Source organism: Azospirillum fermentarium (genome assembly GCF_025961205.1).
In the GTDB taxonomy this organism is placed as follows: domain Bacteria; phylum Pseudomonadota; class Alphaproteobacteria; order Azospirillales; family Azospirillaceae; genus Azospirillum; species Azospirillum fermentarium.
In genome coordinates this window covers 937,634-958,676 of the sequence record NZ_JAOQNH010000003.1, presented here as the reverse complement: position 1 = coordinate 958,676, position 21,043 = coordinate 937,634, and the positions used below count along the sequence as shown (strand labels likewise).

General features: G+C 68.1%; 18 protein-coding genes and 1 tRNA gene. 14 read left to right on the top strand and 5 right to left on the bottom strand.

Features of this window, described 5'->3' with window-relative positions:
• Positions 1–58: 58 nt before the first annotated feature.
• Entirely contained in the window at positions 59–352 is a 294-nt protein-coding gene (locus M2352_RS24480) for a hypothetical protein (protein WP_264667139.1), read from the bottom strand.
• A gap of 217 nt (positions 353–569) precedes the next feature.
• Between M2352_RS24480 and M2352_RS24475 the strand changes: the two genes are divergently transcribed.
• From M2352_RS24475 to M2352_RS24445, 7 genes are all read left to right on the top strand, one after another.
• Entirely contained in the window at positions 570–740 is a 171-nt protein-coding gene (locus M2352_RS24475; protein WP_264667138.1) for a sigma 54-interacting transcriptional regulator, read from the top strand.
• On the top strand, positions 694–963 hold the full coding sequence (locus M2352_RS24470; protein ID WP_319802072.1) for a sigma 54-interacting transcriptional regulator: 270 nt from the start codon (positions 694–696) through the stop codon (positions 961–963). The genes M2352_RS24475 and M2352_RS24470 overlap by 47 nt, the downstream gene beginning before the upstream one ends.
• A gap of 87 nt (positions 964–1,050) precedes the next feature.
• Complete coding sequence (locus M2352_RS24465; RefSeq protein ID WP_264667137.1) at positions 1,051–2,307, top strand: DUF4297 domain-containing protein; 1,257 nt, start codon at positions 1,051–1,053, stop codon at positions 2,305–2,307.
• Positions 2,304–2,855 (top strand): hypothetical protein, encoded by a 552-nt coding sequence (locus tag M2352_RS24460; protein ID WP_264667136.1) that lies wholly within the window; start codon positions 2,304–2,306, stop codon positions 2,853–2,855. Before M2352_RS24465 ends, M2352_RS24460 begins: the two co-directional genes overlap by 4 nt.
• Positions 2,852–3,331 (top strand): hypothetical protein, encoded by a 480-nt coding sequence (locus M2352_RS24455; RefSeq protein ID WP_264667135.1) that lies wholly within the window; start codon positions 2,852–2,854, stop codon positions 3,329–3,331. The genes M2352_RS24460 and M2352_RS24455 overlap by 4 nt, the downstream gene beginning before the upstream one ends.
• 39 nt (positions 3,332–3,370) lie before the next feature.
• Positions 3,371–4,447 carry an IS5 family transposase gene (locus tag M2352_RS24450; RefSeq protein WP_264662801.1) on the top strand — a complete coding sequence of 359 codons (1,077 nt, stop codon included), beginning with the start codon at positions 3,371–3,373 and terminating at the stop codon, positions 4,445–4,447.
• Between the two features lie 150 nt (positions 4,448–4,597).
• Positions 4,598–6,109 carry a DUF3732 domain-containing protein gene (locus tag M2352_RS24445; protein WP_264667134.1) on the top strand — a complete coding sequence of 504 codons (1,512 nt, stop codon included), beginning with the start codon at positions 4,598–4,600 and terminating at the stop codon, positions 6,107–6,109.
• Between the two features lie 213 nt (positions 6,110–6,322).
• On the opposite strand, the gene M2352_RS24440 is transcribed toward M2352_RS24445, so the two are convergent.
• The 4 genes from M2352_RS24440 to M2352_RS24425 all read right to left on the bottom strand — a co-directional run bounded on the left by M2352_RS24440 (position 6,323) and on the right by M2352_RS24425 (position 11,010).
• Positions 6,323–7,684, bottom strand: coding sequence for a nucleotide-binding domain-containing protein (locus M2352_RS24440; protein WP_264667133.1), 1,362 nt, complete (start codon positions 7,682–7,684; stop codon positions 6,323–6,325).
• A gap of 5 nt (positions 7,685–7,689) precedes the next feature.
• Positions 7,690–8,817: an SAVED domain-containing protein gene (locus tag M2352_RS24435; RefSeq protein ID WP_264667132.1), complete on the bottom strand. Its 1,128-nt coding sequence runs from the start codon at positions 8,815–8,817 to the stop codon at positions 7,690–7,692.
• A gap of 513 nt (positions 8,818–9,330) precedes the next feature.
• Entirely contained in the window at positions 9,331–10,842 is a 1,512-nt protein-coding gene (locus tag M2352_RS24430) for a site-specific integrase (protein ID WP_319802069.1), read from the bottom strand.
• A 94-nt stretch (positions 10,843–10,936) separates the two neighbouring features.
• Positions 10,937–11,010: transfer RNA gene (locus tag M2352_RS24425), tRNA-Gln, on the bottom strand.
• Between the two features lie 374 nt (positions 11,011–11,384).
• On the opposite strand from M2352_RS24425, the gene M2352_RS24420 reads away from it, so the two are divergent.
• The 7 genes from M2352_RS24420 to M2352_RS24390 are packed head-to-tail and all read left to right on the top strand — an operon-like array spanning position 11,385 to position 21,020.
• Complete coding sequence (locus M2352_RS24420) at positions 11,385–11,774, top strand: response regulator (protein WP_264667130.1); 390 nt, start codon at positions 11,385–11,387, stop codon at positions 11,772–11,774.
• A gap of 11 nt (positions 11,775–11,785) precedes the next feature.
• Positions 11,786–13,411 (top strand): methyl-accepting chemotaxis protein, encoded by a 1,626-nt coding sequence (locus tag M2352_RS24415; RefSeq protein ID WP_264667129.1) that lies wholly within the window; start codon positions 11,786–11,788, stop codon positions 13,409–13,411.
• Between the two features lie 11 nt (positions 13,412–13,422).
• Positions 13,423–14,046, top strand: a complete 624-nt coding sequence (locus M2352_RS24410; RefSeq protein WP_264667128.1) for a response regulator — start codon at positions 13,423–13,425, stop codon at positions 14,044–14,046.
• Positions 14,043–15,032, top strand: coding sequence for a chemotaxis protein CheW (locus M2352_RS24405; protein ID WP_264667127.1), 990 nt, complete (start codon positions 14,043–14,045; stop codon positions 15,030–15,032). The genes M2352_RS24410 and M2352_RS24405 overlap by 4 nt, the downstream gene beginning before the upstream one ends.
• Positions 15,029–16,282, top strand: a complete 1,254-nt coding sequence (gene cheB / locus M2352_RS24400) for a chemotaxis-specific protein-glutamate methyltransferase CheB (protein WP_264667126.1) — start codon at positions 15,029–15,031, stop codon at positions 16,280–16,282. Before M2352_RS24405 ends, cheB begins: the two co-directional genes overlap by 4 nt.
• Positions 16,279–19,206, top strand: coding sequence for a chemotaxis protein CheA (locus tag M2352_RS24395; RefSeq protein ID WP_264667125.1), 2,928 nt, complete (start codon positions 16,279–16,281; stop codon positions 19,204–19,206). Before cheB ends, M2352_RS24395 begins: the two co-directional genes overlap by 4 nt.
• Positions 19,191–21,020 (top strand): methyl-accepting chemotaxis protein, encoded by a 1,830-nt coding sequence (locus M2352_RS24390; protein WP_264667124.1) that lies wholly within the window; start codon positions 19,191–19,193, stop codon positions 21,018–21,020. The genes M2352_RS24395 and M2352_RS24390 overlap by 16 nt, the downstream gene beginning before the upstream one ends.
• Positions 21,021–21,043 lie beyond the last annotated feature (23 nt).

The following is a 21,043-nucleotide window of genomic DNA, read 5'->3' as shown; positions in this document are numbered from 1 at the left end:
GTCCACAGAGCCTAGTTCGCTGACGGTTTGCTTCTGCTTGTCGCTCATCACGCCTTCCTCATTTGGCCCCGCGGCGGTAGCGCCGCTTCCCCCGGCCCGACTTGCGCACCACCAGCACCGTCTTGACCACGCCGTCCCCGGTGACCACCGCGGCCAAGCCCTTCAAGCGGTCGAGGTGGTGCCGTGAGATCCCCTCGGCGGCAAGCTCCTCGGCTCCTTCCCGGCTCAGCCAAAGACTGGTGTCACCCCCGCCTACCGGGACGGCGATGTCCGCCCAGCCAACGAGGGTATCGAGGACGTCGTCCGTTACCCCGCGTTGGCGCACCCGCTTCTCGGAGTGCTTGGTCGTCATCACCCCCATTCGCCGCCTCCATGCTTTCGTCAGGCAGCACAAACCTGCCATCTGAAGCGTGGACTGTCGCTATGCAATGCGTGATTTCGGGGTGGAAAACTCCATAGTTCCTCCGGAATAATTTACATGGCTATGCCGGGGCGTTTTGCATGACTGGCTGATGGTGGAGCGCAGGATCCGGCGGTTAGCTATCCTCCCACCATGAGGTAAGGAGGTGGTGACCAGCTTCCTCCAACGGATTTCGCAGCGCGTCGAGGCACCCTTCATGGCGGTGAACTGTGCCGCCACCCCGGCAAACCTGATCGGCAGCGAGGTGTTCGTGCACGCGAAGGGGGGCATTCATTGGGGCCAACGCGCTGCGCCGCAGCTACGCCGGGCGTGCGGCTGACGGCGCGCTCTTCCTCCACGAGGTCGGAGAGCTTCCGTTACCGGTGCAGGCCTTGCCCCTCGGCTTGGTTCAGGAGGGGGTGTTCTTCCGAGTTGGCAGCGAGAAGTCGCTGCCGTTCGCGTCTCTGCAAGTCCGTGCGAAAAATGCAGAACTGGCGCAGCGGATTCGAGAAGCCGGTCACATCGGCGTCACCACCTACCACCTGAAAAAGAAGTTCTTGTGAACTCAGATTTCCTGCTGCATACCTATTGGTCGAGACTGAGCCTTAAAGGCTGAACAAACCATCGAGCGCAATGGTGAGGAGTTGTGCGTGACGACGGCGTCGCCGGACCCAGGCGCGGTGCTCGACAAGACGGATCCCGGCGCTGACACCCAAGCGCGGTTCTCGTACCAGCATTGTTTCGCAGCTCTTCAGTGTCTGCGGCTGCTGTCCGGCCAGCTGGAAGCCGTCTATTGCGAGAATCACGAAGACATCCTGCTCAGGAAGCCGGGGGGGACCTATGATGCTCTCCAGGTCAAGACACGCCGCTTCGACTTGGAACCCTTCAAGGCCAATGATGATGCTGTCAAGAACAGCATAGGCCGGTTTGCCAAACTTGAAAAAGACTATCCGGCTCGGTTTGATAACTTCCATTTCATCACCAACCACGGGTTTTGGGGTGAGAAGGAGAACGGAAATAACCTTGCCTACATTCGCGCCCAAATCTGTGAGCGTGGCAACCTCGATGGCTTGACCAAGGCGCACCTGCTCAAGAAGTTTGTGTCCGGCCTGTGCGGTGAGCATGGCTGTGACGAGGCACACGTCGTTGCCGTCGTGCTCAAGCTGCTTCTTCTCGGTCAGCAAACGGACCTGGAGCGACCGTACAAGGATCTGCGCGAGAACGTCGGCGACGTCCGGGACTACCGGCGAACGCAGACGTTCCACACCCTCACCAGGGTTGCCGACAACCTCATCTACCTTTGCCAACAGGCCTCCAGCTGCGTTCTCGGCGGCAGCGTCGCGGACCTGTACAGCTTGGTGATGGATTTCGAAGCCCAGCGGGACGCCCTGCTGCTGGCGGGCAAGACGATCACCGCGGACCGGGTGGAAGAGGTCATCCGGCAGTCCCTGGTCGAAGGGGCGGACAACCTTCTGGTCTCGTCAGGAGGCGTCTCGGCAGACGCACTTCCGCCAGGGTTCGACGTCATGGTCGAGAAGCTCGAGCACGGTGGCCTCCAGATGGCGCGTGTCGACTCGTTGAAGGACTTCAAGAAGTCCATGGAGACACTGTATGTCAAATGGGTTTACCGCTACGGCCTCGACGAGGCCAACCGGCGTTTGCAGCATCTGAAAACCTTGGTCAGGGACGATTGCGTAGAGGCTCAGCTGTCCGTTGAGCAGCCGGGCCAGAAGTATGCGAGCGCGATGTACACAGCCCTTCGACAGATGCTGGAAGATCGGCTGCGTACGAGTACCTTGCCGATGTTCGATTGCGCACGGGAGCACCTGCTTGGTACGGCCGGGATTCTGACCGAGGAGTGTACGGTCTGGTGGAGTGACCGGTTCGATCTGAAGGCTGTTCGATGAGGCTCACGCTTGCCGACATCGTGACCAGCCTCGACCGCGACGAGCCGGTTCACCTGGCCCGCATGCTCGTCCTCCTGCTGGCGTTCAGCAGGCCGGATGACGCGGCGATCCACGGCATCACCAAACTCGCCAAATTGGATTTCCTGCTCAGGTACCCGTCGTACTTCGAGCGCGCGATGGTCGCCCGCGGGGTTACGCCCGAGCGCGTGCCGGTGGAGGCCTACGAACGCCGCACTGTCGAAGCGACGATGGTCCGGTACCGCTTTGGGCCGTGGGACCATCGCTACCGGCGCTTCATCAACATCCTGTCCGCCAAGGGCTTGGCACGGGTCGACACCGACGGCCGTACCGTCCGGCTGTCCTTGACGGCGCGCGGGATGGAGGTTGCGGCCGCGTTGGCGGAAGAAGACGCCACCAAGCCGTTGGCGGCCCGTGCCCGCATGCTCCGCCAGAGGATCGATATCGGGGCGACGGACATCATGAAGTTCATCTACGCCACCTTCCCCGAGATCGCGACGCTCGCCTACGAAGAGGCCATTACGCCATGAAGCTGCGCTTTGAGTACCTCCAGCTGCGTTGCCGTGCGAGCGTCGAGACGGTGCGCTTCGCCGAACGGGTCTCGTTCTTCCATGGCGAAATGTCGGCCGGTAAGTCCAGCATCCCGGCCCTCATCGACTTCTGCCTCGGCGGCCGGTTCCCAGCCACCCCGGCGCTCAAGCAGGAGCTCGTCTCCGTCGCGTTGCAGGCGCGGATGGGCACGAACACGGTGGTCATCGAGCGGGTCGCCCAGGACGCCGGTTCGGCGCAGGTCACCTGGCAGACCGCCGCGGGCGAGACCTACATGGTGTCGGCGCCCATGAGGCCGCGGGCAGAGCCGATCTTCGGTGAGGACGTCTTCAGTTTCAGCGACCTGATCCTCCGGCTCCTGGGGATCCCGGTCGTGAAAGTCCGGCGGCGCACCTACGACAGCGACTCGCCGCTAGCAGGGCGCGGAAAAAGGCTATGCCCGGCTGGCCGGTCGTGATTCTCTCATTTCGTAGAGAATGAGGCCGGCGAGGGGGCGATGCGGGGTTCGGACGAACGCAGCGAGGGTCTGTTCAGCTACGTGAGCTGTGAGGCTCGGGTTCCGGCCAACCACCCGTTGCGGGCGATCCGGGCCATCGTGGATGAAGCGCTGGAGGTGATGTCGCCAGCCTTCGAGGGTCTGTACTCGAAGATCGGGCGGCCGTCGATCGCACCGGAGAAGCTGCTGCGGGCGCTGCTGCTCCAGGCCTTCTACTCGGTGCGCTCGGAACGCCAGTTGATGGAGCAGCTTGATTACAACCTGCTGTTCCGCTGGTTCGTCGGGCTGTCGATGGACGCCCCGGTGTGGGACGTGACGGTCTTCACCAAGAACCGTGAGCGTTTGCTGGCGGGGGATGTGGCGGCCACGTTCCTGGCCACCGTGCTGGATCAGCCGCGGGTCAAGGCGCTGCTGTCGGACGAGCACTTCTCGGTGGACGGCACGCTGATCGAGGCGTGGGCCAGCGTGAAGAGCTTCCGGCCCAAAGATGGCAGCGGTGAGCCGCCGGGGCCGGGCCGCAACGGCGAGCGCGACTTTCACGGTGAGAAACGGTCCAACGAAACGCATGCCTCCACAACCGATCCCGAGGCGCGTCTCTACCGCAAGGGCAACGGGCAGCCGGCGAAGCTGGCCTTCATGGGCCACGCGCTGATGGAGAACCGCCATGCTCTGGTGGTGGATGTCCGGCTGACGGCGGCTACGGGCTTGGCCGAACGCGAGGCGGCGGTGTCGATGGTCGAGGCCATCTCCGGCTGCCACCGCATCACGCTGGGCGCCGACAAGGCTTACGACACCAAGGATTTCGTGGCGAACATGCGCCGCCTGGGCGCCACCCCGCACGTTGCCCAGAACACCAGCAACCGCCGCTCAGCCATTGATGGCCGGACCACCCGTCACCCCGGCTATGCCGTGTCCTTGCGCATCCGCAAGCGGATCGAGGAGGTCTTCGGCTGGATCAAGGGGGCGGGGCTGCGCAAGACCCGTCACCGCGGCACCGCCCGCGTCGGTTGGATGTTCACGCTGACTGCCGCCGCCTATAACCTGATCCGTCTGCCCAAGCTGCTGACAACGGCATAATCATCCCGGAGTCCGCCTGAATGGCGGCTCCAGGAGCCTGAGGGCGCGGAAAAAGGCGCCATCCAGACCAAAACAGGCCCCGAAAACACCATTTCCAAGCTTCAGCGGAGACAATGCCACCGCATCGGTCCGTTTTTCCGCGCCCTGCTAGTGCGCCTCAGCATCCGCGACATCTTCAAGTTCGTCTATCTCGACCAAGACAACCTCGACTCGGACTTCTTCCTGCTCGACGTGCCGATCCGGAAGGAGAAGAGCCAAGATACCCTCCGGTTCTTCGTCGGCCACCTGAGCGAGCGGCTGAACGAACTCCAGATCGAGCTTCAGCGCCTGAAGCAGGAGCAGCGCGCCCAACGCGACTCCATCACGAAGGTTCGCGCGTTCCTGGCCCCCTTCGGGTTCGACTCTGAGGAGCGCATTGCCGCGGAGCTGGAGGAGCTGAACGCCGAAGCAAGGCGGATCGAAGAGGAGCTTGCCGCGCTGCGCGCGGGGTATCGGCCGGAAACGCGGATCTCCGATGAGAACCGCAGGAAGCTGAAGGAGCTGGCCGCCCAGGTGGCGACCCTTGAGGACGCGATCGACGAGGTCAACGCCCGCATCGGCGAACAGGAGGCGTTGGCGGCCGAGCTCATGCAGCTCAAGATGAAAGCGGCGCGGGTGGACATTTCCCACCGCGTCCTCGACGGCGTGGAGTTCGAGTGCTGCCCGCGCTGCGGGTCCGGGCTCCCGGTAAAAGCCGAACACACGGACGACGCCTGCTACCTGTGCCACACACCGTCCAGCCAGCAGCCGCGCGGGCAGGCGCTCACCGCGGATGTCGTGCGCCAGGACCTGGATGCGCGCATCGCCGACCTTCAGGACTCGGTGTCGCGGCACCGCAATTCACGCGGCCCGCTGCAAGCCAAACTCGCGGAGGTACGGCAAGCCCGGCGCGAGGTGGACGGTCGCGTGGCGGAGTCGCTTCAAGGGTATGAATCGGACTTCCTGGCACGAAGCCGTGTTGGCGAGCAGCGACTTGCCGTCATCCGGGAGCGCTCCTCATTCCTGGAGCGCATTCGGGCGCTGCCCGCCGAGATCGCCCGGCTCTTTGTCCAGGCCGACCTTCTGTCGGCCGATATTGAGGCGGTGCAGCGCAAGCTCGAGGAGGAGGAAGCCAAGCTCGTCGGCGCCGAACAGAACCTGACGAAGCTGGAGGAGAACTACGCAGCCGTGCTCGGCGCGATCAAGTTCCCGGCGTTCTCGGCCAACGACCAGGTTGTGCTCGGACGCCGCAACCTGATCCCCGTGGTATGGCCAAAGGGCGACGAAAGCCGGGCCTTCTCCTTCTTCACCGTAGGCAGCGGCGGCAAGAAGATCCTGATGAAGATTGCCTTCGCGCTGGCGCTCCACAAGACGGCCGCGGAGCAGCGTCTGCCGGTTCCACGGGTGCTCATCATCGACTCTCCGATGAAAAACATCACTCCGGACGTGAATCCGGACATCTTCAGGAATTTTTACGCGCACCTGTACGCCCTGCTCGGCAGCGTGCTGGCCGACTGGCAGGTCATCATCGTGGACCAGACCTTCGCGCCACCGCCAGCCGATGTCGCGCCATCGCTGGACAGGATGATGCGCCGGGGTGACCCGGAGAACCCACCATTGATCGGCTACTACGAAGGTCCCTGACGCCGCGGGGAGTTCGAGGTTGGCGCGGCTGACGGTGGCCATGTCCGCGGGCGTTCTCTTTAGAGTCAATGATTCTCCCGGATTCCGGCGGCTAAGCCTTTGAATAGGATCGACATTCCTTTCGTCGACCATCTTGAGTCGCCTGCACCCGCATCCTGATCGGATGCGATCATTCCCAGGCCGCGGGCTGGCGCAGGCCAGCACGGGCTACGGTCACCGGCGCCGGAAGAAACCGCGCCGGGCTTCGTCGCGGATCCGGACCCGGTGCATCGTCTCGGCCAGAACGACGCCGCCCCGGTGGATCTGGCACACCATGCTGTGGTCGCCGCGGTACGCCGTGTTGGTCCAGCGCTCGACACCGCCGTTGTCCTGCTGCCAGTCCATCTGACCGGCTGCCCGCGCCTCGTCGCCCTCGTTCTGGACGATCCAGCGGATGCTGTACGGCGGCGGCACGTTGGTGTTGGCCACGGTGAACCGCAGGGCGACACCCTTGGGCAGCACGCCGACGCCGCTGCGGTGCGTGCCGTACACCGGAGCGCCCTCCCGCTTGGCCAGCCCGCAGGTGATGTCCACCGTGAACGGCCGCGCCACCGCCCGGCTGGCATCGGCCTTGGCGGCCGCCTGCTCCTGACCGGCGGCCCAGAAGTCGTGGTTGAAAAACCAACGCCACGCCGAACGGGCCTGGGCGGCGGTGCAGTCCGCCCGCTGGAGCACCGCCAGCTTCTCGACCGCCGTTCCGAGCTTCTCCAGCAGGTTCTCGACCTGGAGGCGGCACTCGTCCTTGGCGGTGAGCTCGCGGTCCGGGTAGATCGGGTTCATCACCGTCGTGCTGCGCGCCAGCCGCTCGCGCAGCGCCACGATGGTGTCGTACAGCGCCTCGTCGTCCCGGAACCAGTTCGCCCTGTAGGTCTCGGCGACCAAGGCGCTCATGATCATGCCGCCCGGCAGGCTCCAGGAGGAGCGCGACTTCGCGAACCATTTCATGTGGCGCACGATCCGCCGCAGCTGCTGGTCCTTGACGGTGACTAGGAAGCCCGACGGGCTCATGTTGGTCACCTGCTCCTTGAACCAGGACGTCACCTTGTCCGGGGCGCGCTCGACCCAGCCCTCGGCCCCGGCGTGCTCGTAGTGGGTGATACCGAACCAGTCGGTTGACCGGCGGTACACAGCGAAGTCGATGTGGTAGCCCTCGGCGTACCAGACGGTCACCGCGTTCTTGCGCGCCTCTGGGTCCTTGATGAAGCCCTGCGACCGCTTCAGGAAGGCATCGCGCACGCGCTCGCGGGCTGCCTTCGCGTCTGCCGGGAGGGCGTCCTTCTCGAAGATCAGCGCGACGTCGATGTCGTAATCGTTGTCCTTGTGCCGGTTCAGGGTGTGCATCGCGTAGCTGCCTTGGTTCAGCACCTCGACCGGTCCGGCGTACGTGACGCCCTGCTCCGCGCCCAGGTCCTTCAGCCCGCCGCACAGCCGCTCGAGGTTGGTGTCGCGATACCCGGCGAGCTTCGCCCGCTCGTCCTTCCCCAGAATCACCTCGCCCCAGTAGAAGCGCCCCAGCTCCTTCGACAGGTCGTACATGCTGCTCACTCCGCCGCTGCCGTGGCCGCGCCACTGCCCACCACTGGGCGCTCGACCATGGCCTGCGGCAGCAGGCCGCCGCTGACGTCGAGGGACCAGGCGTACTTCGGCGTCGAACGGCCCTCGAAGTTATGCACCCGGATCCGGTGGTGGATGGTGCGGGTGACGCGCCGCCCCAGGCTGAAGGCGAGGCTGACCGGCCCGGCGTAGAAGACGTGCACCCGGACGTCCTTGGGGAGGTTGTTGTGCAGCTCGTCGAGCACGCGGTCGAAGGCCTTGCAGACCGCCTCGATCTGGGCGGTGGTATGGATGATGTCCCGCGCGGGCGCGGCAACCGTGATGAGCCGGTCGTGGAAGGGACGGCCGAGCGCTTCGGCGACGTCCGCCTCGGGCACGGGGAAGCTCACGGCGATGCGGATCGCGACGTCGCGGGTGCCCTCGCCACTGTCCTGGGCGGCCGTGGTGACGCCGAGGTCATCGCCCGGGGCCACCGCATCGACCCAGCGCCAGCGGCCCGAGCCCCGGTCCAGCTCGAACAGCTGGATGCGCGGCTTGGTTGACAGCTCTGCGCCCGCCAGGAACGCGAAGGGGATGTGCGCGATGCCGTAGTAGGCCACCTCGGCCCCAGGGTGGGCGACAACCATGCCTTCGACCTTGGACCGCAGCCGTTCCTGCACCCGGACGGCACCGGCGACGTCATGCACCCGGCCATCCAGGTAGAAGGAGGACTGGTCGACGTCGAGCGGCAGGATGGCGGCGTTCCCCAGGCTGGCGGGAAGGTCGCCCGCCGTCAGCTGGGAACCCAGCGCCTCCTGGGACTGGTGCCGGATGGCGATCAGCGTGGACGCGGGCTTCGCCGCTTGGTTTCCATACACGCGCGACAGCAGCCACAGGCCAGTCGCGATGAGCCCGCCGCCGAGCGGAACGGACAGCCACAAGGGCATGTCGGTGACGATGTCGGTCCGTCCGGTGACCCGGACGGCAACGACCTGGATCACCGGCATCCAGATGCTCTGCGACAGCATGCCGATGCCGCCCGTGATGCAGAGCAGTGCCGCCTTGGCGCGCGCGTCGCCCTTCCAGATCCGGAGGACATCAAGGACAAAGTCGAACAGCGGCTTCAGAGTGGGCATCGCGCGGCGCCTTCCCGGTTGCTGGGCACACCGCCGCGCAAGCGCAGGCTCCAGCCCGCCAAAGAATTTAGCTCAAATGCGATTATTTTCAACATATGGTGTGACGAAGCCGGATGTGGCCACCCAATATGGTTGCGCTGCTCTGCCGTGCAACAGCTAATTGGCCGTTGCCATGCGCTACCTGACGCTCAACGCGCCTCCTTTGCGCAGCCTGTGGGCAAGGCGCCGGTGCATCGGTGTGAGTAAGGATGGATCTTGGAATGCCGCGCTTCGTCCGAGGGAGCCAGTCGCTGTGGGCGAGCTCTCCGGTGGCCAGTGCTGCTTCGAGGCTCAGCCGTTCTCCGAGGCCTCCTTGATGGCATCGCGCAATTCTTGGAGATCGTGATGCGTCAGGACGAAGCTACCGGTGTGGCGGCCAGCATCCTCGGCCGAGTGCACGCTCTCCGGCGGACTCCCGCCGCAACCTTTCTCATCTAGGTCCTGCGCAACAGAAAGTAGATGGATACCGGTTTTTCAGACGTTGGGCATAAGATGCCCCAAGTCGACCCCGAGCTTCAGCATATTCATTGCCTCCAGCTTGTTTTTCAGGGTGACGTTTTTTAGGTACCGGCTGCCTTCACCGATGAGGTCGGAGGTGCTGTGGCCCATGATGGATTTGACGAACACCGGGTTCGCACCGGCGTTCAGGATCAGCGTCTCGAAGGTCCCACGGAAGCTGTGAAAATCGACGCCGGGCCGGTAGACGCCGATCTCCCGCCGGTACACGGTGAAGCGCTCCGAGTAGTAGGCCCCCAGGCGTCTGTCCTGGCCCTTCGGCCGCAGGTCCGGCCACAGCCGCTTGCAGTGCGCCCGACGGCGTTCCTCGACGAGGTCCAGGAAGCCGAGCGCCACCAGCATCCCAGAGACGGGCACCTCCCGTACGGAGTTGGCGTTTTTTACACGCAGATCTCCGTCGGCGTGGACCAGGAAGAAGTCAATGCCATCCCGCTTCTTGATGTCGGCGGTGTGCAGCTGGGCGATCTCCTCGAGCCGCATACCGGTCAGCAAGCCGATGATCGGCAGCCAGAAGTTAGCACTACGCCGGTCGGCGTCGGGGCCGACCCAGAGCCTGGAAGTGAACAGGCGCTTCAGATCGCGGTCGGACCACATCGCGCGTTGCTCGGATGCTGGCTTCCCATTCGCAATCGGGTAATCGAAGCCGGAGAAGGGGTTGGTGTCGAACTCGTAGTGCCCGTGCTGACGCAGCCAGTCCCAGTAGCCGTGCAGCGCGCTCATGTGGCGCTTAATCGTTTTCATCGACAGCAGCTTCGGCCGCTTGATGCTGCGGGGGGATAGCTGGGCAGCGACTTCGATGTTCTCGCACATCGTCCCCTTCAGGTGCGGCGAGCGTCCGTGCAACTGAGGGAGCTTGCCCAGCGCCTTCATGAATTCCGAGGCATGGCGGCGTGTGTAGCGGTCTGCCTGCTGGTCCCCGTGGTACTCGATCCAGAGGCGGAAGGTGCCTCGGGCCTGGAGTGCGGTCTGCTGCGAGCCCCAGGCGCCCGTCTCGAGCATGTTCGAGATGTGCGCCTCTGTGAGCGTGCTGAACAAAGGGGCACCTGACACCGGTGCCGGAACTGGCGCAGCCACGGTCGGTGACGCGATGGTGGGAACCGCTGACGCTGCTGTCGCCTGTGCTTGGCAGAGGGCAGGGCAGGGTGCCGGTGTCACCGACAGCAGTGGAGAGACGCCCGCGCCGACCGGGCGGCGGATGATCAGGTCGGACTGCACCCAGGCTGCGGGGCCGATGATGTCCCGCATCAGGCGGCGCGCATCCTCAACCGAGAGCGCCGGATCCCCATCCAGGGCAGCGAAGAGGCGTTCGCTTTCGAGATAGAGGAGACGGGACCGAAAGGCCGCGACCCGCGGGCTGGAGGTCTCGAGCGACCGGTAGACCTCGGCCAAGCCGCCGAGCCGATGTTGCAGGCGCCCAGGGACGCGGCGCCGAAAATGGAAGGTACCAGCCCGCCGACACACATGCTGCATGGCCACGCACTCCAAACGAGTGTGGAGCAGCCTATGGAGCATTTGCTCCACGCTACTCAGGTCACCAGCGAAACTGTCTTTGATTTCAAAAGGTTGGTTGGGGGACTAGGATTCGAACCTAGGCTGGCGGAGTCAGAGTCCGCTGTCCTACCGCTAGACGATCCCCCAGACCGTCACCGGAGTGGCTGAAGCGCCGTGCTCCGTGGTGTGGGCGCCTTTTAGCACTGCCGTTCTGGCTTGGGAAGGAAAAAATGACGGTTGATGCATTTTGTTCGAAACGGCTGTTTTGACGCTCCTAAAGCGCGATTATTAGTCATTGATACGAGTGTAGATATGATCATAGGTTGTCAGTAAATGAGATAACACACCATAAAATCGACCGTGAGGCAAAAGTCCACGTCCCGAAAAGGGATATGCGAACGATTTGATCGATTTTTTTCCGAAATATGCTATTTGTCGCGGACTGTCCTCAACCCGTGGCAGGGGTGGCGGCGGCATCCAGGGGCGGGGCTGTGGCCGGAACGAACGCAAGGAATGATGCGATGCCCAAGGCCGATCAGGTGCGCGTTCTGTGTGTGGACGATCAGGACAGTATGCTGAAGATCCACCGCTATGCCTTTGCCCAGCTCGGCATCCGCAAGGTCGATGTGGCCACCTCGGCGGTCGCCGCGGCGGATCTCATCCTGTCCACCGACTATGATCTCGTCACGCTGGACTGGAACATGCCCGGCACCGACGGGCTGACCCTGTTCAAGGCATTGCGCAAGAACCCCAAAACCGCCAAGCTTCCCATCATCATGGTCACCGGAAACGCCGAGGAAAGCTCGGTCAAGACGGCGATTGCCGCCGGGGTCCGGCTGTTCCTGCGCAAACCCGTCGCGGTCCGCGATCTCAAGGTCCGCGTCGAGGCGGCCATCGGCAAACTCACCTGAAGGATCGCCGGATGAACGTGTTCGGTTCCGTGCCCATCATCGGCAAGGTTTTCGTGATCCTGGCCGTTCTGGCCGCGGCCCTGGCCGTCGGCCTGACCCGCATGAACGGCATCCAGGACACGGCGGAGGCGGAACTGAGCACCGTCATCAACGGCGATTCGGTGGCGCTCGTCTGGATGACGCGCTCGCGCGTCACCGCCAACGCCGTGGGCCGGCTGGCCGCCGAGGCGCTGATCGAATCCAGCGGTTTCCGCGCCCGCCAGACCCTGGTCCGGCTGCGCGAAAAGACCGGGGTCTTCCTGGACCAGCTCGCCGAATCCGAACGGCTGGCCCGCGATGCCGGCGACGATTACAAGGTGCTGCGCCAGGCGTTCGACCGCATGACCCGCCGGCTGGAGGCTCTGGTCGCCGCCCGGCTGGAGCAGCCCGACGGCACGCTCAACGACAGCGTGCGCGAAAGCGGGCGCACCGTCGCCGCGGCGGTCGAGGAGTTCGACGGCCTGCTGGCGTCCCGCATCGACGAGGCCATGGCCCGCGGGCAGCAGCGGGGCCGGGCCGCCTTCGACAACGCCCGCGCCGCGGCGGTGCAGGTGACGGCGGCGGTGGCGGGGTCGCTGGCGCTGGTGTTCGTGCTGGCCTTCGCCTATCTGCGCGCCAGCGTGGTGCGCCCGCTGGGCCGGCTGATCGCCACGGCCAAGGCGCTCCTGGCCGGTGACCTGAACCACCCGGTGGAGGGGGCGCGCCGGTCGGACGAGATCGGGCAGGTGGCGCAGGTCTGCGAATTGCTGAAGACCACGCTGCGCAACGCCGACGCGCTGTCCCGCCGTGCCGTGGCCGCCGCCGAACAGGTGGCCGCCGCCACGGGGCAGGCGGCGGCGGCGGCCGAACAGGTGTCGGGCGGGTCGCAGCGTCAGGTGCAGTCGGTGGAAACCATCTCGTCCAGCGTCACCCGCACCTCGTCCATCATCGGCACCATCGCATCGGTCAGCCTGTCGGCCAAGGACCGCTCGCGCGAGGCGGCGACCCGGCTGGCCACCGGTCTCGGCCAGATCGAGGCGATGACCGCCGCGGTGCAGGAAATCGCCGTCACCGCCGCCCGCATCAACAGCATCACCCAGAGCATCGGCGAACTGGCCACCCGCTCCAACATCCTGTCCCTGAACGCCGCCATCGAGGCGGCGCGGGCCGGCGAGCATGGCCGCGGTTTCTCGGTGGTGGCGGAGGAGGTGGGCAATCTGGCCCAGCAGACCGCCGATCTGGCCCAGGAAATCGCCCTGCTGGCCGCCGACAGCGGCGAGCGTATCCAGAACGGCGTCACCATCGCGACCGACGTCGGTGCGGTGATGCAGCGGGTGAGCAGCGCCATCACCGAAACCGACAGCCTGTCCGAAGACATCGCCCGGTCCATGGAGGAGCAGGGCGGGGTGCTGCGCCAGATCGAACAGAGCCTGCAGCGGCTGATCGAGATCTCCAACGCCAACGCCGCGGCCAGCGAGGAGATCGCCGTGACCATGGTCGAAGTGACCCGGCTGGCCGACACCACCCGGCGGGAGGCGGAGGCCGTACGGCTCGGCAAGAACGGGGCCGACAGCGGCCATGCCCCGGCGTTCGATGCCGTTGCCGGCGCCGCTGTCTGACGGGCGCTCCCATGACTGACCGCCCATCCGGCGACGGCCCGTCCACCAATGATCCCGGCGCACACGCGCCCCCGCTGCCGGGGGTGCTGCCGGGGGTGCTGATCGTGGACGACTCGTCCATGATGCGGGCGCTGCTGACGCGGCTGGTGGGGGAGGACGGGGGCTTTCGCGTGGCCGGCACCGCCGCCGACGGGCGGCAGGCCATCGATCAGGCCCGCGCGCTGCAGCCCGACGTCTGCCTGCTGGATCTGGAAATGCCGGTGCTGGGCGGGCTGGCGGCGCTGCCGGCCATCCGTGCGGTGTCGCGGGCGGCGGTCATCGTGGTGTCGTCGGCGGCGGAACTGGGGTCGGCGGAACGGCGGGCGGTTCTGATGGCCGGGGCCGACGCGGTGGTCGCCAAACCGTCGGGCGCCATCAGCCCCGATCTGGTCCGCACCCGCGGGCAGGCGATCCTGACCGCCATGTGCGCGGTGCTGTCCCCGCCGCTGCCCGACGATCTGGACAGCGGCCTGACCGTGGGCGATGAAATCTATGGGGAGGATGACGGCGCCCCAGCGCCCGGGGGCGGGGATGACGGCGGCCCCAGCCTGGAAGACCTGCTGCGCGGCGCCCCGGCGGCGGGGGAGGGGCCATGACCGCCGGCTCATCCCTTGTCCCGTCCGGTGCCGCCCTTGGCCCGGCCACCGTCGGCGGCCCGGATTTCTCCGGGTCGGTGCTGGCGTTCGAGCGCAACGGGCTGTTGTTCTGCTGCCCTGCCGCCGATCTGCGGGAAATCGTGGAGGCTCCGGCGCTGACCGATCCGCTGGGGGCGCCGCCGCTGGTGGCGGGGGTGCTTCTGCACGGCGGGGTGTTCGTGCCGGTGGTCGATCCGGCGGCCATCTTCGACCACGCGCCGCGCGGCGACGGCGACGTGCTGCTGATCCAGCGCCAGGACGGGGGCAGCGGCCTGGGGGGCGGGCTGGGCCGTGTGGCGGGGGTTCTGGCCGACACCATCCTGGGGTTCCGCCGCCCCGCCAGCGTTTCCCCCGCCCCATGGGTGCCGCCGGGCCGGCTGTGCCGCGCCGCCGCCGCGCTGGAGCCGGAAGGGCGGGCGTTCCTGCTGGCGGCGGACGGGTTGGATGACGTGCCCACCGCCATGGCCGCCACCGCGCCGGCAACCGCCGCCGGAGCCGGGGCCACCGGACCGGCGGCTCCGGCGGCGGTGCGGGACGGTTCGCCGCTGTCTCTGGTCTACACCATCGGCGGGCGGCCCTATGCGTCGTCGTACCGCGACGTGCGGCGCATCCTGTACCGTCAGACCATGGTGCGCATCCCCGGCGGTACGGCGCCGCTGCGCCACGCGGTGGAAATGAGCGGGGCCATCGTGCCGGTGGTGGATCTGGCCACCCCGCCCGCCGACGGCGGGCAATGGCATTTCGTGGTGCTGAACTCTCCCCTGGGGCCGCTGGCGCTGCGGGTGGACACCATCGAGCGGCCCCTGCCCCTGCGGCGGGACGAGGCCGATCCCGGCTGGTTTCCCGCCCCCGGCGTCGAGGGGGTGGGGCGGATGGAGGATCAGGCGATCGCGCTGGTCACCGGCCCGGCGCTGCTGCGTGACCTGATCGGCGCGGAGGTTCCATGAGCACGCCCCCCCGCAGCGGCCTGCCCCTGGCCGGATCGCCCGATCCGCTGCGTGTTCTGATCGTCGATGATTCCGCCTTCATGCGGGCGTCCCTGCGCCACATCGTCGGCAACACCCCCGGTTTCCTGGTGGTGGGGGAGGCGGGCGACGGCGTGGCTGCGGTGGAGACCGTCCGCCGCCTGTCGCCCGATATCGTGACGCTGGACATCGACATGCCGCGGATGAACGGCATCGAGGTGCTGCGGGAGATCCGGCCCAGCCCCGGTGCGCTGCCGGCCTTCATCATGGTCAGCGCCTTCACCACCCAGGGGGCGGCGATGACGCTGGCGGCGCTGCGGGCCGGGGCCATGGATTTCGTGCCCAAGGCGTCGGAGCATTTCCAGGTGGATCTGGCCCAGGTGGGCGACCTGCTGCGGGCCAAGCTGGCGGCGGCGGCCACCATCACCGGGCGCAGCGCCCTGCCGCCGGTGCCCGCGGTGGCGCCGGCACCGGCTCCGCCGGCGGTTCCGGTGGCGGCCCGGTCCCCTGCCGCCGTGCCGCGCCCGGCGCCCAAGCTGTCGGCCCCCATGCCGGTGCCGCCTTTGGCCCCGGTTCCGGTGAAGGCTCCGGCCCCGCCCGCGCCCGTGGCCCCGCCGCCGCGCCCCCGGGTCATCGACGGCGGGCCGCCCGACATCGTGGTGGTGGCGGCGTCCACCGGCGGGCCGCAGACCCTGCCCGACCTGCTGGCCCCCATGGTGCCGTACCGGGCGCCGGTGGTGGTGGCCCAGCACATCCCGCCCATGTTCAGCCGCAGCCTGGCCGACACCCTGGCCGACCTGCTGAAGGTGCCGGTGGTGGAGGCGGCGGACGGCGCCGAACTGGCCGCCGGCACCGTCTATGTCCTGCCCGGCGGCCACAACGCGGAGGTGGTGCGGCGGCGCCCCGGCGTTCTGGCGGTGAAGGTGGTGGACGGCGGCGGTGCGGTCTATCGCCCGAACGCCGACATCCTGTTCCGCTCCGCCGCGCTGAACGCCCGCCGCCCGGTGGGGGTGGTGCTGACCGGCATGGGCAACGACGGCTGCGAAGGGGCGCGGGCGCTGGCCCAGCGCGGCTGCCCGGTTCTGGCGCAGGATCCGGCGGCGGCGGTCATCTGGGGCATGCCGCGGGCGGTGATCGACGCCGGGCTGGCGTCGGAGGTGCACGGCGCCGCCGCCCTTGGCCAGCGTCTGGCCGCCATGGCCGGCAAAGGCGGGGGAGGCGGGCTGCCATGAACGGATTCACCGCCACGGGCCATGAGGGGGGAGACCAGGGGCTGGACGATCCCTTCGACGAGTTCTGGGCCCTGTTCGCCGTCGAACTGGACGAATACCTGACCGCGGTGGAAACCATCCTCGCGGCCTCCCCGGTGGACACCGGGCGGGTGGATGAGCTGTTCCGCGCCTTCCACTCGGTCAAGGGCGGGTCGGCGGCGCTGGCCCTGCGCTGCATCGAAACCGTGGCCCACGCGGCGGAGGACGTGCTGCATCTGGTGCGCGCCGGCCGCCGCACCCTGACGCCCGATCTGGTCAGCGCGCTGCTGGAGGCGGTGGACGAGATGCGGCGGCTGCAGGACACCGCCATGGCCACCCGCCAGGACCAGCCGGTGAACGAGGCGGTGGTCCGCCGGTTGAAGGCGCATCTGGCCGATCCGGCGGCGGACGTTCCGTCCGTAACGCCGGCTGTTCCCCCCGGAACATCCCCCCTGCCGCCCCCGGCTCCGCCCCCGGCGGTGGAGCCGCCGGCTCCCGCATCCGCCGTGTCGGTGCTGGACATCGGCGCCGAGGAGGTGCTGGCGATTCAGGATGCGGTGCTGGGGCTGATCGGCGTCATCGACGGCGACGTTACCGACGCCGCCGCGGTGCTGGAGGATGCGGCGGCCCAGGCTGGGCTTGACGGGGTGGTGGTGGCGGCCCGCCGGCTGGCGGCGGGGGACGGCGATCCCCGCTGGCGCTGGCTGGACCTGATCACCCGCCTGCGCGGGGCGGAGATGGGAAGCGGCGGGGCGCTGGGGGTGTTCGCGCTGACGGCGGCGCTGGAGTTCCCCTTTGCCGAGTTGCTGCTGGAGCACGCCGGCACCTTGAAATCGCGGCCCGGCGACCCGGCGGGGTGGCTGCACGCCGCCCGCCTGCTGGCGGGGATGGAACTGGACACCGCCGCCGAACTGGCCGAGTTCGTGGCCGCCCGCCGCCTGCTGGGCGAGGATGCCGGGCCGGTGGACGAGGTGGCGGACATCTTCGCCCTGATCGGCATTGCGCTTACGTCGGGCATGGACATGCCGTTCGACGAGATCACGGCGCTGCGCGACCAGTGCTTTGCCGGGGCCGGCATCGGGGTGGCCGGTGGCGGGGCGCTGCCGCTGACCCTCACGGACATGGCCCGCCCCTGGCCGCCGGACGTGCTGGAGCGGCTGGGGTCCGTCATCGCCGCCGGACAGGGCGTGGTGTTGATCCTGCTGGATCTGGAACGCGACACCCACGCGGTGGACATGGTGACGGAAACCGTGTTCGCCCGTACGGCCCTCCACAACCGCTCGCGCCTGGATCTCGGCGCCGGGCTGTTCGAGTATCTGGTTGTGCTGGATGCGGGGGAAACCGCCCTGTCCCTGGCCCGTCATCTGGCCGGGGCCGACCCGGACCGCCGCTGCCTGCGCTCCCTGCGTCCCGCCGGACCGGGCGGGGCGGCGGGGCCGGAACAGGTGGAGGGGGCCGAGCATGACGCACCGGGGCCGTCCCTGGCCGACATCGCCGCCGGGGCGGCGGCGCCCTCCGCCGCCATGGCGCCGGTTGCCGTCCCGTCCGTTCCCATAGCGCCCGTTCCCATCACGCCCGTGCCGGCGGAACCCGTGCCTGCCGCCCCGTCCGCCCCGGCGGCGGGCACGGCCCCGCGCGCTGCGGACGCGGTGGTGCGGGTGCCCAGTGTGGCCATCGATTCCTTCATGGACCAGATCGGCGAACTGCGGCTGGGGCTGACGGCGCTGGGCCTGCTGCTGGATGGCAAGGCCGCGGGGCCGGGCGGCGGGCGGCAGGGCGCCGGGCGGATGGTGCAGGACACCATGCGGCGGCTGGACCGCACGGTGCGCTCGCTCTACGACGGTGCGCTGTCGCTGCGGGTGGTGCCCATCGGCACGCTGTTCAGCCGGCTGATGCGCCCGATCCGCGACACCGCCGTGGCCGTGGGCAAGGAGGTGACGCTGGTCACCGCCGGCGAGGATGTGCGCATCGACAAGGCGATGATCGAGATGCTGGTCGATCCCTTGACCCACATCGTGCGCAACAGCGTGGACCACGGCATCGAGCACCCGGACCGCCGCGCCGCCGCCGGCAAACCGCGGGAAGGCACCATCCGCATCCGCGCCCGTCAGGGCACCAGCCATGCGGTGATCGAGGTGGAGGACGACGGGGCCGGCATCGACACCGCCCGCGTGCGGGACAAGGCGGTGGCCAAGGGGTTGATCCCCGCCGCGGAAGCCGCCGGGCTGAGCGAGGACGAGGCCACGCGGCTGATCCTGCTGCCCGGCTTCTCCACCCGCGACGAGGTGACCGCCACCTCGGGCCGCGGGGTGGGCATGGACATCGTGGTCAACGCCATCAAGAAGCTGGGCGGCCATCTGACCATCGCCAGCCGGCCCGGTGCCGGCACGCGCATGGTGATCGAATTCCCGGTGTCGGCGGCCATGCAGCGGGTGGTCGCCATCACGCTGCGCGGCCAGACGGTGGCGGTGCAGGAACGGGTGGTGCGCGAGGTGGTGGAGGTGCCGGCCAGCCATCTGCAGCCGGTGGGCCGGCGCATGGCGCTGTCGCTGCGCGGGCGGTTCCTGCCGGTGGTGGATTGCGCCGCGCTGCTGGGGCTGGGGGAACCGGCGCCGCTGGACGGGGGCAAGGTTCTGGTGGCGGTGGTGGACACCGGCGAAACCGAACTGGGCCTGCGCATCGAAAGCCAGCCGGTGCGGCGCGAGGTGTTCTTCAAGCAGATGCACCCGCTGATCGAACGCAACCCGCTGATTTCCGGCACCGCGGTGATCGGCACCGGGGGGATCATGTTCGCGCTCGACACCCAGGCGCTGATCGCCCTGGCGGTGGAGCAGGGGGTGGTCGAGCGGGGGGCCGGGGACCGGCTGGGCGGGGAAGAGGGGGAGCGGCCATGTTTCGCCGGATAAGCATTGCAACGCGGCTTGCCTGCGCCGCCGGGCTGTTCCTGGTGCCGGTGGGGTACGGGGTGTGGACGGGGGTGGCATCGCTGAACGACCGCATCGCCCGGTCGCGGGTGGAATTGGACGGGGCCGCCTATCTGCGGACCATCGATTCCGTCCACGCCGCCCTCAGCCACGGCATCGTCACCAACCGCCCCATCGACGGGGTGGAGCTTGCCAAGACGCTGGAGCCGCTGCGCCAGCGTCTTGGTGCCGCCATGGGCGTCACCGAGCTGGCCCAGGAGCTGGAGGCGCTGCTGATTTCCAAGGAACGCACCATGGTGCGCGCGGAAACCCGCCGCACCCTGCGCCAGATCGCCCGCCACGTCCACGCCCGCAGCGGCATCCTGCTGGACCCGCAGATCGCACCCCTGGCGCTGGGCAGCATCTTCGCGTCCCAGCTTGCCGACCTGCGCGAACAGGTCATCGACCTGCGCCAGCGCCCGGCCCGTTCCGCCGGCACCTCGGCCCGGCCCTTGGACGTGTCGGTCTATGCCGGCCGCATCGGCGCCATGCTGAATTCCATCGCCGACGACGTGGCGACCGCGGGCGGGCCGCTGGGCGACCCGGCGCTGAAGGAACCGCTGGCGGAGATCTACAAGCCCTTCGCCGACGCCATGGAGACGTTTCAGGCCGCCCTGGAGACCGAGGGGGCGGACCCCGCCGCCATGGATCCGGCGCTGGAAGCGGCGGACCGTTTCTCCCAGGCGGTGTCGGCGCGGTTCACCGCGCTGCTTTCCCGGCGCATCGCGGCGGCGGAGCAGGAACGCACCTCCTTCATCCTGGTCAGCGCGGCGCTGTCGCTGGTGGCGTTCCTGGCGGTGGTGATCCTGGTGCGCATCGGCGTGATCGTGCCGTTGCGGCAGATGACGGGGGCGCTGCGCCAGCTTGCCAACGGCGACATGACCATCCAGGTGCCCGCCGCCCGCTTCAAGGACGAGACCGCCGAACTGGCCGACGCCATGCGCCGGTTCAAGACGGCGCTGGAGGAATCGCGCGCCCTGTCGCAAAGCGTGGTGGAGGCGACGCTGCAGGTTTCCGTCGCCACCGATCAGGCGGCCTCCACCATCAGCCGCATTTCCGACGGCGTGCAGGCGGAAACGGAATCCGTGGCCCGGCTGCGCCAGTCGTTCCACGAGACGCAGGCGGCCATGGGGCAGGTGGGGGCGCTGACCGCCGACGGGCGCGAACGGTCCCGTACGGCCGCCGAGCGGCTGTCCGAAAGCCTGGCCGACATCGACGCCATGGCCGGGGCGGTGCGCGCCATCGCCGGCATGAGCCAGGAAATCAACCGCGTGACGCTGGCCATCGGCAAGCTGGCCGCCCATTCCAACATCCTGTCGCTGAACGCGTCCATCGAGGCGTCGCGGGCGGGGGATCACGGGCGGGGATTCTCGGTGGTGGCGGTGTCGGTGGGATCGCTGGCGCACCAGACGCTGACGCTGGCCAAGGAAATCGCCGATCTGGCGCGGCGCACCGATGACCACATCGGCCACGGCCTGCGCATGGCCGCCGAGGTGGAACGGCGGATGCGCGAGGTGTCGGACGGCATCGGCGACACCGACCGTCTGGCCGGCGACATCGTGGCGGAGATGCAGCGCCGCCAGGAGGATTTCGCCCGCGTGGAAGCGGCGCTGGGCGAGCTGTCGCGCATTTCCCAGGCCAACGCCGCGGCCAGTGCGGAAATCGCCACCACCATGAACGGTCTGGCCTCGCTCACCGACGACACCCGCAAGCGCGCGGAAATGACACTCGCCCGCGGAGACGAGGCGGCGGGGTAGGGGGCACTTACATCTTTGCAGTG

What these genes read in the sequence shown, in the direction of transcription:
- M2352_RS24480 (WP_264667139.1), bottom strand. Translation starts at nt 352, where the DNA reads ATGACGACCAAGCACTCCGAGAAGCGGGTGCGCCAACGCGGGGTAACG.
- M2352_RS24460 (WP_264667136.1), top strand. Translation starts at nt 2,304, where the DNA reads ATGAGGCTCACGCTTGCCGACATCGTGACCAGCCTCGACCGCGACGAG.
- M2352_RS24455 (WP_264667135.1), top strand. Translation starts at nt 2,852, where the DNA reads ATGAAGCTGCGCTTTGAGTACCTCCAGCTGCGTTGCCGTGCGAGCGTC.
- M2352_RS24450 (WP_264662801.1), top strand. Translation starts at nt 3,371, where the DNA reads ATGCGGGGTTCGGACGAACGCAGCGAGGGTCTGTTCAGCTACGTGAGC.
- M2352_RS24440 (WP_264667133.1), bottom strand. Translation starts at nt 7,684, where the DNA reads ATGTACGACCTGTCGAAGGAGCTGGGGCGCTTCTACTGGGGCGAGGTG.
- M2352_RS24435 (WP_264667132.1), bottom strand. Translation starts at nt 8,817, where the DNA reads ATGCCCACTCTGAAGCCGCTGTTCGACTTTGTCCTTGATGTCCTCCGG.
- M2352_RS24430 (WP_319802069.1), bottom strand. Translation starts at nt 10,842, where the DNA reads ATGCAGCATGTGTGTCGGCGGGCTGGTACCTTCCATTTTCGGCGCCGC.
- M2352_RS24420 (WP_264667130.1), top strand. Translation starts at nt 11,385, where the DNA reads ATGCCCAAGGCCGATCAGGTGCGCGTTCTGTGTGTGGACGATCAGGAC.
- M2352_RS24415 (WP_264667129.1), top strand. Translation starts at nt 11,786, where the DNA reads ATGAACGTGTTCGGTTCCGTGCCCATCATCGGCAAGGTTTTCGTGATC.
- M2352_RS24410 (WP_264667128.1), top strand. Translation starts at nt 13,423, where the DNA reads ATGACTGACCGCCCATCCGGCGACGGCCCGTCCACCAATGATCCCGGC.
- M2352_RS24405 (WP_264667127.1), top strand. Translation starts at nt 14,043, where the DNA reads ATGACCGCCGGCTCATCCCTTGTCCCGTCCGGTGCCGCCCTTGGCCCG.
- cheB (WP_264667126.1), top strand. Translation starts at nt 15,029, where the DNA reads ATGAGCACGCCCCCCCGCAGCGGCCTGCCCCTGGCCGGATCGCCCGAT.
- M2352_RS24395 (WP_264667125.1), top strand. Translation starts at nt 16,279, where the DNA reads ATGAACGGATTCACCGCCACGGGCCATGAGGGGGGAGACCAGGGGCTG.
- M2352_RS24390 (WP_264667124.1), top strand. Translation starts at nt 19,191, where the DNA reads ATGTTTCGCCGGATAAGCATTGCAACGCGGCTTGCCTGCGCCGCCGGG.